The sequence below is a fragment of the Nocardia vulneris genome (genome assembly GCF_001613425.1).
Lineage (GTDB): Bacteria > Actinomycetota > Actinomycetes > Mycobacteriales > Mycobacteriaceae > Nocardia > Nocardia vulneris.
This window is the reverse complement of record NZ_BDCI01000041.1, coordinates 13,914-27,937: the sequence shown is the minus strand read 5'-3', so window position 1 is coordinate 27,937 and position 14,024 is coordinate 13,914. Positions and strand designations below refer to the sequence as shown.

At 68.6% G+C, this 14,024-nt stretch carries 13 protein-coding genes; 1 reads left to right on the top strand and 12 read right to left on the bottom strand.

From position 1 onward, the window contains the following. Positions 1 to 70: 70 nt before the first annotated feature. Genes NVU01S_RS34840 through NVU01S_RS34830 form a run of 3 tightly spaced genes read right to left on the bottom strand, consistent with a single transcriptional unit; the run spans position 71 to position 2,787 of the window. Positions 71 to 697: a LysE family translocator gene (locus NVU01S_RS34840; protein ID WP_042261992.1), complete on the bottom strand. Its 627-nt coding sequence runs from the start codon at positions 695 to 697 to the stop codon at positions 71 to 73. A gap of 51 nt (positions 698 to 748) precedes the next feature. Beyond that, the gene (locus NVU01S_RS34835; protein ID WP_082031882.1) at positions 749 to 2,119 is read right to left on the bottom strand and encodes a HAMP domain-containing sensor histidine kinase; all 1,371 of its coding nucleotides are present in this window, start codon (positions 2,117 to 2,119) and stop codon (positions 749 to 751) included. Next, positions 2,116 to 2,787 (bottom strand): response regulator transcription factor, encoded by a 672-nt coding sequence (locus NVU01S_RS34830; protein ID WP_043665565.1) that lies wholly within the window; start codon positions 2,785 to 2,787, stop codon positions 2,116 to 2,118. The genes NVU01S_RS34835 and NVU01S_RS34830 overlap by 4 nt, the downstream gene beginning before the upstream one ends. Positions 2,788 to 2,876: 89 nt before the next feature. Between NVU01S_RS34830 and NVU01S_RS34825 the strand changes: the two genes are divergently transcribed. Next, a complete protein-coding gene (locus tag NVU01S_RS34825; protein WP_043665568.1) occupies positions 2,877 to 4,841 on the top strand; it encodes a glycoside hydrolase in 1,965 nt (654 codons plus the stop codon). A gap of 132 nt (positions 4,842 to 4,973) precedes the next feature. On the opposite strand, the gene NVU01S_RS34820 is transcribed toward NVU01S_RS34825, so the two are convergent. The 9 genes from NVU01S_RS34820 to NVU01S_RS34780 all read right to left on the bottom strand — a co-directional run bounded on the left by NVU01S_RS34820 (position 4,974) and on the right by NVU01S_RS34780 (position 14,018). Then, positions 4,974 to 6,305 (bottom strand): YhgE/Pip domain-containing protein, encoded by a 1,332-nt coding sequence (locus tag NVU01S_RS34820; protein ID WP_373864236.1) that lies wholly within the window; start codon positions 6,303 to 6,305, stop codon positions 4,974 to 4,976. Positions 6,306 to 6,383: 78 nt separating this feature from the next. After that, on the bottom strand, positions 6,384 to 7,958 hold the full coding sequence (locus NVU01S_RS34815) for a Na+/H+ antiporter (RefSeq protein WP_043665575.1): 1,575 nt from the start codon (positions 7,956 to 7,958) through the stop codon (positions 6,384 to 6,386). A gap of 315 nt (positions 7,959 to 8,273) precedes the next feature. Continuing rightward, positions 8,274 to 8,657 carry a VOC family protein gene (locus NVU01S_RS34810; RefSeq protein ID WP_043665576.1) on the bottom strand — a complete coding sequence of 128 codons (384 nt, stop codon included), beginning with the start codon at positions 8,655 to 8,657 and terminating at the stop codon, positions 8,274 to 8,276. Between the two features lie 133 nt (positions 8,658 to 8,790). Then, positions 8,791 to 10,017: a cytochrome P450 family protein gene (locus tag NVU01S_RS34805; RefSeq protein WP_043665579.1), complete on the bottom strand. Its 1,227-nt coding sequence runs from the start codon at positions 10,015 to 10,017 to the stop codon at positions 8,791 to 8,793. A gap of 10 nt (positions 10,018 to 10,027) precedes the next feature. Beyond that, a complete protein-coding gene (locus NVU01S_RS34800; protein ID WP_043665582.1) occupies positions 10,028 to 11,266 on the bottom strand; it encodes a cytochrome P450 in 1,239 nt (412 codons plus the stop codon). Continuing rightward, complete coding sequence (locus NVU01S_RS34795) at positions 11,263 to 11,868, bottom strand: GTP-binding protein (protein ID WP_014984080.1); 606 nt, start codon at positions 11,866 to 11,868, stop codon at positions 11,263 to 11,265. Before NVU01S_RS34795 ends, NVU01S_RS34800 begins: the two co-directional genes overlap by 4 nt. Beyond that, complete coding sequence (locus tag NVU01S_RS34790; protein WP_014984079.1) at positions 11,843 to 12,196, bottom strand: DUF742 domain-containing protein; 354 nt, start codon at positions 12,194 to 12,196, stop codon at positions 11,843 to 11,845. Before NVU01S_RS34790 ends, NVU01S_RS34795 begins: the two co-directional genes overlap by 26 nt. Then, positions 12,193 to 12,618: a roadblock/LC7 domain-containing protein gene (locus NVU01S_RS34785; RefSeq protein ID WP_043665586.1), complete on the bottom strand. Its 426-nt coding sequence runs from the start codon at positions 12,616 to 12,618 to the stop codon at positions 12,193 to 12,195. Before NVU01S_RS34785 ends, NVU01S_RS34790 begins: the two co-directional genes overlap by 4 nt. Continuing rightward, the gene (locus NVU01S_RS34780; RefSeq protein WP_043665588.1) at positions 12,618 to 14,018 is read right to left on the bottom strand and encodes an ATP-binding protein; all 1,401 of its coding nucleotides are present in this window, start codon (positions 14,016 to 14,018) and stop codon (positions 12,618 to 12,620) included. Before NVU01S_RS34780 ends, NVU01S_RS34785 begins: the two co-directional genes overlap by 1 nt. Positions 14,019 to 14,024 lie beyond the last annotated feature (6 nt).

Sequence of the window (14,024 nt, the reverse complement as noted above, 5' to 3'; positions counted from 1 at the left end):
CGGTAAGCACGCCGTCGGCGACGCGCCTCACACCGCGGTGCGAATCCCGTGTCCCCCGTGGGTATGAGCCCTACCGCTGCACCGCGAGCCGCACGCCGAGTCCGATGAAGATGCCGCCGGTGGCCACCTCGATACGCCGCCGCGCGGCGTGCCGGCGCCGCAGCCAGCCGCCGATCCGGCCCGCCAGCACCCCCACCGCACCGTCCACCAGGAACTCCAGCACGATCATGATCGCGCCGAGAATCGCGAACTGCAGCCAGATCCGCCCGAGCGACGGATCGATGAACAGCGGGAGGAACGCGATGGTGAACGTCACCATCTTGGGATTCAGCAGGTTGGTCAGCAGCCCCGACAGATAGGCCTTGCGCGCCGAGACACCGACTTCGCGCTCATCGGTAGGCAGGCTGCCCCGGTTCCGGATCGCCTGCACCCCAAGGTAGATCAGGTAGGCGGCACCGAGAATCCGCACCACGGTGAAGGCCGCGGGCACCGCCGCGAACAGCGCCGCCAGCCCGGCCGCGGCGACCGCGATGTGGATGGCCTCGCTCGTCGCCACTCCGGCGGTCGCGTACAGCCCGGCCCGGGGCCCGCCGCGCATTCCGCACCCCAGCACGAACAGCATGTCCGGCCCCGGTGTGATCATCGCGACGAAGGTGGTGGCCACGAAGGCGAGCAACAGACTTTGATCAACCGGCATGGGCCGATTCTCGCAGTGCGCGAGGACGGTGGCGAGCCGGTAGAAGCCTGGTCAGTCCGCGGGCGGCAAGCGGAACCGGAAGATCGCCCCACCGTCGTGCGCGGACTGCGCGGTCACCGTGGCTCCGTGCAGGTCCGCCACCTGTTTGACGATCGCAAGGCCGAGTCCGTGGCCGGGCTTACCGCGACCGTTGGTGCAGCGGTAGAAGCGGTCGAAGACATGCGGCAGATCGTCGATCGAGATGCCGGGACCATGGTCGCGGACCGTCAGTTCGCCGTCGTGCACCGTGACCCGGATGATGCCTTGCGGCGCACTGAATTTCGCCGCGTTGTCGAGCAGATTGGTGATCGCGCGAGCGAGCCGGCCCGGCACGCCGTGCACGACGGTCGGGTGCAGGTCGCTGGTGAATGTCACGGCGGGCCAGTGCCGCTCGGCGGCGCGCAGGCATTCCGTCACCAGGGTGTCCAAGCGCAGATCCTCGAAGGGTTCCGGGACCGCGGCCGGGTCATCCGCCCGCGCCAGCTCGATCAGATCCGTCACCAGGCCGGAAAGTTCCGCGGACTGGGCACGCAACGCGGACGCGGTCTCGTCGAGTCGGTCGGCGGACATCCGCGACGCCCGGCCCAGCAGTTCGATATTCGTGCGCAATGCCGTCAGCGGCGTGCGCAGCTCGTGGGAGGCGTCGGCGATCAACCGATGTTGCGCGGCACGGGCCGCGCGTTCGGCGGTCAGCGCTTGATCGAGTTCATCGAGCATCGCGTTGAAACTTGTTGCCAGGCTGCGCAGTTCGACCGGTCCGCGGACCGTGATGTGCTGCCGGGGATTTCGAGTGGTCGCGATGTGTTCGGCCGCCGCGGTCAACGCGGTGACCGGCTCGACCGCGCGGCGCGCCACGACCAGTCCCGCGGCGACGGCGAGCAGGGTGCCGATCCCCGCCGCGGCGAGCAGGGCGTACCCGACGCGGCGCAGACTGGTGTCCACCGGATCGGCCCGCTGCGCGATCTGGACCGCGGAGCCGGAACGCAGTGGGGCGGTGTACATCCGCAACGGATGATCGCCGAGCCGGGTATCGCTGAAGAACGCGGCCCTGGTGCCCGCGGCGACTTCTTCGGTCGCGCGGTCGACGGGCAACGACTGCGCGGGGTCGTGCTCGGACTCGATCCGCCCGTCCGCGGCCACCACCTGCACACAGCTCGGCGCGGTCAGGTACCGGCACGGCCCCGACGCCGTCGCGACATCGGCGTCCGCGCCGACCGTGCGGCCGATCCGCGTTGCCTCCCTGCGCAATCCGAGGTCGAGTGAGCTGTCGAGTTCGTGCGCGACGACCACGTAGGCGGCCACGCCCATTCCGGCGAGCGCCACCGCGATGGCGACGACGCAGAACAGCGCGACCCGTGCGCGCAACGACCCGGGCAGCCTCATGCCGCCGCCAATCGATAACCGATCCCGCGCACGGTGTGGATCAGGCGCGGCTCGTCGCCGGGTTCGAGTTTGCGGCGCAGATAGCGGATGTAGACCTCGAGCGAATTCGAGGTCGGCCCGAGTTCGGTGCCCCAGACCCGTTCGATGAGCGTCTCGCGGGGCAGCGCCTGGCCGCTGTTGCGCAGCAGCACTTCGAGCAGCGCGAATTCGGTGCGGCTGAGCTCCACCGGGCGGGTGCCGCGCCGGACCGTGTGCGCAGTGGTGTCCATGACGAGGTCCGCGCACGACAGCACCGCGCCGTCCTCCGGATAGGTGCGCCGCACCAGCGCGCGCACCCGCGCCAGCAGCTCATCGAGGTCGAACGGCTTCACCAGATAGTCGTCGGCACCGGCGTCGAGCCCGTCGACCCGGTCGGCCACCGCGTCCCGTGCGGTGAGCATCAGGATCGGCGTGCGGTCGCCCTGTGCCCGCAACCGCCGGCACGCGGTGAGCCCGTCCATGAACGGCATCAGCACGTCCAGCAGCACGACCTCCGGCTGCCAGCGCTGGATCTCGGCGAGCGCGGCCGCGCCGTCCGCGACGGCCCGGGTCTCGTAGCCTTCGCTGTCCATCGCGCGCACCAGGGCCTCACGGACCGAGTCCTCGTCGTCGACCACCAGCACGCGCATCTTCCGGATGATACGGATCGCGTCGGCCCAGGCCGGGGACCCGGCGCGGTCTCATCGAACTCTCATCCGGCGCCGGAAAGGTGCGGCCCATGAGACGTCGGAGCATCGAGCGCACCCACCACCGGATCGCCGCGGCCGCCACCGTGTTGTTGATCTCGGTACTGACCGGCGCCGCCTGCGACCGCGCCACCGCGGGCCCGCGCCCGGAAGTCCGGGGCACCCACGTGCTGGTGCCGATCGGCGGCGGCCGGGCCGATATCGACACCGCTTCGCTGGCGATCACCGCCGACCTCGGCGACGAGCCGAACCGCACCCTCTCCGCCCCCGCGGCCGCCGACCTCGGCGCAGCCGGACCCATCGAGACCACACCGGACCGAGCAACGTGGAGCTATCCCGGCAAAGGTTTGACCGTCACCGCCGATGCCGCCGACGGCCGCCTGCGCGTCACGCTGCGCAGCGACCGCGACCAGCGCCTGGCCTGGCCCGTGACCGGCACCGATCCCGCGACGACGGCCTTGCAGCTCCCCCGCGGCGAGGGCCTGTCCCTGCCGGTCGGCGACCCGTTCTGGAACTCCCCCGACGCCGCCCTGATCGACCGGCCGCTCGATCTCACCGAGAGCCTGACCATGCCGTTCTGGGGCTACCAGGCGGGCACACACGGGGTGAGTTACCTCGCGCCCACCGATATCGGCACCACCCTGACGGTGCGCTCGGTGGACGAAAAGCTGCGCACCACAGCCGAACACGATTTCGACGCCAGGGCGGACACGCGCGAATACACGGTCACCTTCGCGCTGACGGACGCCTCACCGGTAGCCGCGGCAGCGGATTACCGCGCCTGGCTCATCCAGCACGGCCAATTCCGTTCTCTCGCCGACAAGATCGCGCGGCAGCCGGCGGTCGGCAAGCTGCTCGGCGCCTTTCACGCCTACTTGTGGGGCGACGGCCGCACGCCGGCGGCGATCCGCACGATGCGCGAACTCGGCCTCACCCGCATGTGGCTGGGCTACGACGCCGGCGCCGACCCGATGACCCGCGCCGCGATCGATGCCGCGAAAGCGGCCGGTTATCTTGCGGGACCGTATGACTCGTACGACAACGCCCAGGACCCCGCGACCGCCGATAACCCCGGCTCGAGCTGGCCCGGCCTGTGGCCGTCGGGCTGCGTGCACGACGCGGAAGGCAACCCGGAGACCGGCTTCGGCGACCGCGGCTGCTACCTCAGCACCCAGGCGCTGGCGCAGCAGCCCCAGGTGCTCGACGACCGCTACACGACCATGACGGCGAACGGCGCGAACACCTACTTCCTCGACGTCGACGCCGCGGGCCAGTTCTTCGACGATTACACCCCCGGCCACTCGATGAACAAGAAGCAGGACCGCGACAACCGGCTCACCCGCATGCGCGCCCTCGTCGAGCAGCGCGGACAGGTACTGGGTTCGGAATCGGTCGGCGCGTGGGCGAGCACCCTGCCCGCGTTCAGCCACGGCTCGCAGACCCCGGTCTCCGACCTGCTCTGGAAAGCCCAGCGCGACAAGCAGTCCTGGGGCGGGTGGGCGCCGGAGAGCGCACCGAAGTTCTTCTTCCAGCCCGCCGAACTGCCCGCCGCCGCGGCCGAGGCCATGTTCGATCCGGCCTATCGGGTGCCGCTCTACGAGACCGTGTTGCACGACTCCATCGTCAACCTGGACCGCTGGGAACTCGCGTATTACAAACTCCCGCAACAGCAGACCATGCGCGCACTCACCGCGATCCTGAACAACACCCCACTGAACTTCGCACTCGACCGCGCCGAGCTGGACCGCCACGGCGCCGAAATCGCCCGCCTGCAACAGTTCTTCGCGCCCCTGCACGAGGCCGCGGGCACCGCCCCGATGACCGGCTTCCAGTGGCTCACCGCCGATCACCTGGTGCAGCGCAGCACCTTCGGCGACGGCGTCCTCACCGTCACCGCCAACTTCGGCACAACCCCGCACGACGGACTCCCCGGCGGCTGCGTAGCCGCCCGGCTCGCGACCGACAACACCCCGCGCCGTTTGTGCCCCGGCCAGTAGCGGACCGCAGGATGGGCCCGGCCCGGTTCAGCGTGTCACCGGCTACTCCTCGGGCACGCCGAGCACGAGTTTGCCGATCTCCCCGGCGATCACCTCGGTCGAGTACGCCATGAGCTGGCCGGCGCGCAGCGACTACTCCGCTGCCGGACGCCCGATCCCCGTGCGGCGCAACCCTTTGTAGTCGTAGTACCGCGTCACCACCGCGCCCAGCACCACACCGATCACCACCCCGAGCACGGCCATCCACACGCCGCGCGTGAGTCCGGCCGGACCACTGGCATCGAAGTAGAGGATGGCGCGCACGCCGAGGAACACCTGGTGCATCGGCTCGAACGAGGCCAGCCAGCCGAAATACTTCGGCGTCGCCTCGATCGGCACCGTGCCGCCGGAGGACGGCAGCCCGAGGATGATGAACAGGATCAGATTGATCAGCAGCCCCGCCGACCCGACGGCCGCGAGCACGGACAAGCCGGTGACCCCGACGGCGATGATCGCGAACGCGCTGAAGAGGAACAGCCCGAGCGGGTGATCGATCGGCATGCCCAGTGCCTTCGCGACGAGCAGGAAGACCCCGGCGACGACGTTCGCCGTCACCACCATGACGCCCCATTTGATCAGCAGGGTGTGAAAGCGCGAGATGGGCGTCGGCGGGAAATGCACGTACCAGGGCCCGTATTCGGTCGGCACGAAGCCCAATTGCGCGTCGATCATCGTGTGAATGGTCATCGAACCGACCAGGCCCGCCAGCAGGAGCAGCAGCGCGTAGAAGAACGCGGTGAGGCCCTGGCCGGTGCCCTCGGGCAACGGATGGAACGGCTCGACGACGATCTGCAACGGTTCGGCGAGCGCCACCCTGGTCGCGCCGCTCAGCTCAGGCGCGGGCGGTCCGCCGGGCGGCGGCGCCAGCTGAGCCTGTACCTGTTCGGTGAGCTGCGCGCCGACCTGCTTGTTCACCTGGTTCAGCGCCTGGTCACCGATCTGGGTGACGATCGAGGTGACGAACGCGCCGCTGCGCGGGTTGGTCTGCAACGTGATGAGCGGACGCTGGATATCGCCGGGGATCACACTGCCCACGCCGAAGATGCCCAACCGTTTGCTGAAATCGCTCGGAATGAGGATGGTGCCGTACACCTTGTTGTTCTGCATCCGCTGCGAGGCCTCGTTGACGCCGAGCACCTGCAGATCGATCTTGTCCCCCGGCACCGCCTGCCGCAGCCCGTCGACCGCCTGAGCCCCGAAGTCGACCCGGCGCTGCTCTCCCGGCGCGCCGATCGTGTCGCCGACATCCTGATTGACCAGCGCGATGGGGAAATCGTGCAGGTTCTCCTCCGGATCGACGACGTAGTCGAGATACATCGTGCCGAGCAGCGCCATGAAAACGGCGAGCACCGCCACCGGCAGCAGCCACAGTCGCAAGCCGAGGTTGCGCGGGGATCGACTAGTTTCCACAGGGTCCGTAGTCACGATTTCGGACGGTAGCAGCTGATCGCGCACGGCTCGGGGAGCTACGCGCGGCCAGTTGCCAGAAGAATGCGCGAGCGATTACGGCGATCGCAGATCGAGTCGCCGCATCACCCGGTCGACCAGATCCGGCGGCACCCCGGGTTCGCGGCGCGCGGCCATCGCTTCTTCGCGCCCGGCCGCCAGTATCTCCTGATCGATCCGGTGCAGTGCGCGGTTCAGCTCGGGGCTCTGCTCGGTCGTCTGCCGCGCGTCGTCCGCGGCAGCGGGATCGGCTCTGGCGAGCCGTCTTTCGATGCCGACGTGTAATCGGTCGTAGACGTCGTCCGGCAACCGCTCGGTCAGCGCGACCTGTTGCAGGCGCGTGAGTTCGGCGCGCAGGATGCGCGCCCACAGCTTGCGCTCCATATCCCGCTCGGCGTCGATGTCGACCCGGACTCCGGTGGCGCGCACCACAAGTGACAGCGTCGGGCCTTGGATCAGCAGCGTGAACAACACGAGGGCGAAGGCGGTGAAGAGGATGCCGCTGCGCCACGGGAACGGCGCGCCCGTAGCGGTGGTCAACGGCACCGCCAACGCCAGCGCCACGGTGGCGACGCCCCGCTGTCCCGCCCACCAGGTGACGACGGTCTCCCGCCAGGTGTAGGGCTCGTCGGCCTCCCGGCGGCGCCACCACCGGCCGAACACGGCCCAGGTCGCGAGCAACCAGAGCAGCCGCAACCCGACGACCACGCCGATCACCGCGGCCGAGACGCCGAGATAGCGCGGCCAGTCCGGTCCGGCCGCCCGCAGCACGGTGGCCAGTTCCAGCCCGATCAGGCCGAACGCGATCCCGCTGACCAGCATGTCGATGATCGCCCAGAACGAGTCGCCGACCAGCCGGTAATCGCTGTCGCCGAAGTCGGAGGCGGCGTCGGTCAGATACAGCGCGCATACCAGCACCGCGAGCACCGCCGACCCGTCCCAGGCATCGGCGAGCCGATACGCCGCGAAGGGCAACCCCAGGCCGAGCGCGACCTGCCACGGGGCTTCGGCCAGCCGCGGCATCAGCCTGCTGCCGCCCCAGCCGAAGACCAGCCCGACCGCGACACCCACCACCGCCGACACCACGAAGTCCAGCGCCGCCGACCATGCGGAGAACTCCCCGGTGACCACCGCCTGCACCGCGATGCCGTACAGCACGATCGCGGTGACGTCGTTGAACAACCCCTCGCCCTCCAGCACGGACACCAGCCGGCGCGGCAGTCCGAGCCGGCCCGCCAATGCGCCGACCGCCACCGGGTCCGGTGGCGCGACCAGCGCACCGAGTACGAACGCCGCGGCCAGCGGCACGGCGGGATGCCACAGGTGCACGGTCACCGCCACCACCGCCGCGGTGACGACGACCAAGCCGACGGCCTGCAGCGCGATCGCGCTCCAGTTCTGCGCGAAGGTGCGCCACGACGTGCGCCGGGCCGCGGCGTACAGCAGCGGCGGAAGCAGAAGCGGCAGAATGAGATCCGGCGCCACCCGGACATCGGGCACCGTCGGCAGCAGCGCGAGGACACAACCGAACACCGTCATCAGGACGGCCGGTGCCACCCCCAGCCGCCGCCCGAGCGGCTGGGCGAGGATCGTGCCGAACAGCACGAGAAACGGCAATTCCAGATGATTCACGCTCGTCCAGCATGCGCCGCGATCCTGAGAATCCGCGAAGCGGTTGCTGATTGTTCCGCGCGAGGTGCGCAAGCTGGCGGTATCCGGACAACCGGGTGTCCGCCCGCTATCCCGGTGATCTGCCGTTTCGGCCGGGCGCACCGGGCAATCATGTGCTTACGAGGCAGTTCCGGTGCGGTGAAAGGAGAATCCGATGATCATCGGCGCGGTCAGTCACTGGGTTCGGTTCATGCTAGATGTGATCGGGATCTGACCCGGCGAGTGCGCCGTGGTGTGGCCCGCGAGACCGCCGGTCTCGCGGGCGATCCCGGGAAATCAGGACAACCAGATCAGGCAGAAGATATGCCCCACCGGATCGGCGTAGACGCGGAACTGATCATTGTCGTTGGGCTGCACCAGTTTCGCGCCGAGCGCGAGCGCACGCGGCTCCGCTTCCGCGATATCGTCGACCAGCACGTCGAAGTGGACCTGCTGGGACGCTTCAGGATCCGGGAAATGCGGCGGCTGGTACTCCGGAGACAACTGGAACACCAGCCGCCGCCCCGCGTCGTCCGCGGTGACGATCCAGGTGTCGTCCTCGTCGTCGATCAGCCGTACGCCGAGCAGGCCGATGTAGAACTGCGCGAGCTTGCGCGGTTCCGGACAGTCCAGCACCACGCTGCGCAGGGTGCCGACCGGCTTTTCGCTGTCCGCTGTCATGACAAGACCTCCTTCTCCTCCGATGTCGATCACCTACCCGCCGTCGTCCGGGCGAAACGCCGCCGCAACACAAGACCGGAGGGGCGCCGCCAGGTGCGACACCCCTCCGGTGGTAAAGACTTGCGCGAGAAGACTATTCAGGTTGCAGCAGCACGGGCAGCCTGCCGTGCCCGTTCGAGATGAAACTCACCACGGTGCCCAGCTCCGCCGGGTCCGCGGCTAGTCGCATGTTCGGGAAACGCGCGAAGAGGGCGGGGAGCGCGACCGCCGCCTCCAGCCGGGCCAGCGGCGCGCCGAGGCAGTGGTGCACCCCGTGCCCGAACGCCAGGTGATCCTTGCTGGGCCGGGTCACGTCGAACTCGTCGGCCGTCTCGCCGTGCACCTTCGGATCCCGGTTGGCCGCCGCGTAGGAGGCGAGGATCGGATCGCCCTTGGCGATCTTCACACCCTCCATGTCGATGTCCTCGACCGCGAACCGCAACGGCAGATGCGCCACCGGCGCCTCGAACCGCAGCGCCTCCTCGATCAGCTCGGCCCAGGCGACCTTGCCCTCGACCACCGCGGCCCGCTGCTCCGGCCGGGTGAGCAAGGCGTAGATCGCCTGATCGAGCAGGTTGACGGTGGTCTCGTGGCCCGCACTGATGACCAGCAGCAGCGTGTCGATCAGCTCCTGCTCGGTGAGCTGCGAACCGTCGTCCTCGTCGCGGTGCGAGATGAGCAGGCTGGTCATGTCGTCGCCCGGCTCGCCGCGCCGGAAGGCCACCAGCTCGGCGAGAATGCGGTACATCTCCATGTAGTTGGCCTGCGACTCCTCCGGACCGAGCGAGGTGTCGAAGATCCCGTCGACGCACTTGCGCAGGCCGGGATTCAACGACTCCGGCACGCCCATCAGCTCGGAGATGACCTCGATCGGCACCGGGTACGCGAAACCCTCACGCAGATCGACCACTTCGCCCGCGGGCACCGCCGCGAGCTCGCCGATCAGCCGCTCGGTGATCCGGTTGATCCGCGGCCGCATCGCCTCGGTGCGGCGATGGGTGAACGCGGGGGCGACCAGCTTGCGCAGCCGCCGATGATCGGCGCCGTACGCGGTGAACATGTTGTTCACCGCGACCCAGAGGAATAACGGCCAGTCCTGCGGCACTTCACCTTTGGCGAAGGCCGGCCAGTGCTGCCGGGCGTCTTTGGACACTTTCGGATCGACGAGCAATCGCTTCAGCAGGTCGGCATCGGTCACCGACCACGCTTGTACGCCGCCGGGCAGCTCGACCAGGGTCGCCGGTCCACGCTCGCGCAGGCGTGCTGATTCGCCTTGAATATCGGTTCCCGTCGGATCCAGGACTAGGGGCGCAGTGTCCATCGCGGTCTCCTTAAAACACGTTCAACGGTGGTGACTTAGGAAACACTACGGGGAGGGAGACCAGCGCGCGATGGAAAGGCCCTGGCCGCCAAGACAATTCGTGGGCAGGCACGGCCAGGTCGAGCTCGGGCAGGGCATCGAGAAGTTGATCGATGGCGTCTTGCACGATCAGATAGGCCATCGACCTGGCGGGGCATGCGTGCGGCCCGACGCTCCACGCCAGATGGGACCGGTTGTCCACGTACTCCCCCACGCTGATGGTGGGATCGTTGTTGCAGCCGGACATGCTGATCACCACGGGCTGATGGGCGGGCAGCCACACACCATCTATCAGGATGGGCTGTTTGGGGTACGACACGCAATAGTTCGCCATCGGCGGGTCGGTGAACAGCACCTCGTCCAGCGCGTCGCGCGTCGAAAGGCTGCCGCCGAGAACATTTCCCGCGAAGCGATCGTCGGTGAGCATCAGCAGCAACGTGTTCACGATCAGGTTCTGCTGCGGCTCGATGCCCGCGCCGTACAGCGTGACCAGCTGATGGATCATCTCCACGTCGTCCAGCTTGGCCGGATGGGCGAGCAGCCGCGAGGTGATATCGTCGCCCGGCTCTTTACGTTTCAGCGTGACCAGGTCGAACAGCGCGTCGGTGAGCATCGCGTTGCCCTTGTCGGCGTTGACGCCCTCGAAGATCGCGGCCATACCGGTCGCGACCTGCTGGCCGATCTCCGGCGGGCAGCCGAGGGTGGCGTTCAGCACCGCGAAGGTGAGTGGAAAGGCGTACTGGCTGATCAGATCCGCCGCACCGTCCTGGCAGAAGGCATTGATCAGCGGGATGGCGATCCGCTCGACGGTGGCGTGCAAAGTGTGCAGATCGACCTCGGCCACCGCCGCCACATTGGCCTGGCGGTAGCGCAGATGCTCCAGGCCCGCGCTGCGCAGCGCGTTCGGCCGCCACTCCAGCATCGGCAGGATCGGGCACTCGCCCGGCACGTTCTTCTGCCAGGTGCGCGGATCGGCCGGAAAGTGGTCCGGGTCGTTGAGGATTCGTAAAGCGGTGTGGTAGCCGATCACCAGCGTGGCCGGGACATCCGGCGCGAGATTGACCGGCACCAGCGACCCGTATTGGCGCCGCATCTCGCGGTAGGCCAGATGCGGGTCGGCGGCGAACTCCTCGGAATACAGTGAGACCCGAGGACCTTCGGTATCGATCGGGGATCCGTGCTGGACGGGGCAGGACGGGGGCGTGGTCAAAGACGTGACTCCAGACGCTGGAACAGGAATTCGACGAGCGTGATCAGGGAGCGCAGGCACGTGCCTCTGTCACGTGCGTCCAAGGAGGTGAGCGGGGTGTCGGGAGCCAGGTCCAGCGCGTCGCGAACCTCGCTGAGCGGATAGTTCCTGGCACCTTCGAACTGGTTGACCGCCACCGAATACGGCACGCCACGCTCCTCGAGCACCGAGAGCACCTCGTCGGATTTCTCGATGCGCCGCGTGTCGACGAGCACCAGCGCGCCGAGCGCGCCGCGGGCCAGCTCTTCCCACAGCGGGACGAACCGCTGCTGGCCCGGCGTGCCGAACAGGTAGAGCGCGAGTTTCGGGCTGAGGGTGATGCGCCCGAAATCCATCGCGACGGTCGTCTGCGATTTACCGGGCAGGCCCGCCATGTCGTCGACGCCGACGCTGGCCTCGGTGATCGTCTCCTCCGTGCGCAGCGGCTTGATCTCCGAGACGCTGCTCACGAAGGTGGTCTTACCGACCCCGAAATTGCCTGCCACCAAAAGCTTTACGGAACGGGTAACGGTCTCCGGCACATAGTCGACTGGGCGATCAGACGGCGAGAGCACGGAGCCCATTGAGTACCTCCTCCAGCAGAGCGATCTCCGGCAGGTTTTCCGCCGGGGTAGGTGAGACAAGGTGGCCGCTGTCCATGAGGTCGGCCGCGACGATCTTCACGACGGACGGCGGCAGGTCGAGGTACGCGGCGATCTCGGCGATCGACAGCGCACCCCGGCGGCTGCAGAGATTCATGACCCGGCGTGTGTCGGGTGTGGCACCCGGCGCCGGGTCCTTGGCCGCGCGGACCAAAGTGACCAGGTCCAGCTCACGAGTGGGACGGGTACGTCCCCCGGTGCGCACGTATGCCCGAACCAGGTCGGGATCACGCCGGGACCGTGGTGTCATGGCAATTCGCCACCATCGACACGCCTGCGGGGCTGGCTGCCCAGTTCATGCCCGACCCGGCCGGCCAGCTCGTTCATCCGGTGCGCGATGAGGGCGATGTCGATCTCGGTGGTGGTCGCGACGCCGAGCAGCGCGCCCTCGCCCGCCGCGGTGATCAGGATCATGCCCTGGTCGTATTCGGTCATGTTCTGTCGCACACCGTTGTTCGCGTCGCCGCAGAACTCGCCGAGCGCCTTACCGAGGGACCGCAGCCCCGACGCCGCGGCGGAGAATCGCTCGGCCTCGTCGCGCTCGATACCCGGCGAATGCGCGATCCGCAGACCGTCCTCGGACAGTAAGACCGAGAATCTGACGCCGGGAACGTTGAGATCGTCGAGTAGCCAGCCGAGCTTGTTGCTGCTGTCGGTCACGGGGGTGCCCATCAGGATGTCATCCCTTCGGTGTGCTCGGAGTGATCGGTGGCGGCGGCACGGCCGCTCTGGGAGCCGGTGTGCCAGGCGGCGGCGACATCGGGGCGGGCCAGTCCCGGCTCGGTACGCGGCCCGACCGGAGCTAAGGCGACGGTACGGCGGCGGCGCTTCGGTAGACCGCCGCTGGTGATCTCGTGCACGGCGAATTGCTCACTCTCGCTGGGCTCTTCACGCTGCGGCTCGCGCGCGGCGGGCACCGGGGCGGGCGCGGGCGGCGGGGCGACCTCGGCGGCGGGCTGCTCGTGCGCGGGCACCACGTCCTGACCGGGCTGCTGGGTCATCAGCAGCGCCTCGGGGATATAGACCATCGCCCGCATGCCGCCGTAGACGTTGGGGCCGTCGATGTAGACGGTGAAGCCGTAGCGACGGGCCAGTGCGGCGATGCCGGGGAAACCGACCTTGGGCGAGGGGCCGAGCTGATGGATGTCGACCGAGCGCTCGTGCGCGAGCACCTGCCGGGCCTCCTCCATCTGTTCGGCGTTCATCCGGACACCGGCGTCGTCGATGATCACGGTGACGCCGTGGTGCCCTTCCTGGAAACTCACGTCCACGAAAGACGTTGGCGGAGAATAGCGCAGCGCGTTGTCGAGCAGGGTGGCCAGGGTGTGCACGAGCGGCTCCACCGCCCGGCTGATCACCACCCGGTCGAGCTGATTGGGGCGCACCCGCAGGTAGTCGCGGACGCGGCCGATGGCGCCGCCGACCACGTCGGTGAGCGACTGGGCGGGCCAGCGCCGGCCCGGCAGGCCACCGCAGACGATCACGTAGGACTGCGCCTGGCGGATCATCTGCTGGACGGTGTGGTCGATCCGGGTGAGTGTCTCGTAGACCTCGTCGTTGCGGTGTTCGCGCAGCGCGGAGCTCACCACCTGGCTCACGTCGGCGCCGAGGCTGACCACCGAGGTGCCGAACGAGCGCACGGCGGCGCTGGTCGCCTGCCGCGACGCGCCCGACACCTCCTCGCGGACCTTGCCCTCGGCGGCGCCGATCGCCTGCTGCGCCTCGTGATTGGCCTGCTCCCTGGTCTCGGACCGCAGCAGGCTCAGATCGTCGGCGTACCGCTCGGCGATCCAGCGCAGCACCTGGGCCAGCCGGGAGTTCTCCAGACCGGGCGGTACCTCGACGGTGGGCGGCTGGGTGTCGAAACGTCTGATCGACTCGGTGACCGCGGGCATCGTGTTCGTGGCGAACCGCTCGACGGTCTCATCGATGGCTCGCTGCTCTCTGGCGAGTGCTTCGGCTCTGGCTCGCTGTTGTTTCGCATACTGGAATGCGTACAGCGCCACCGCTATCGCAACCAGCAGAGCGGCGGCGAGGATCCAGGCAAGCACCACGGCGATATCTTGATTCATCAGTTC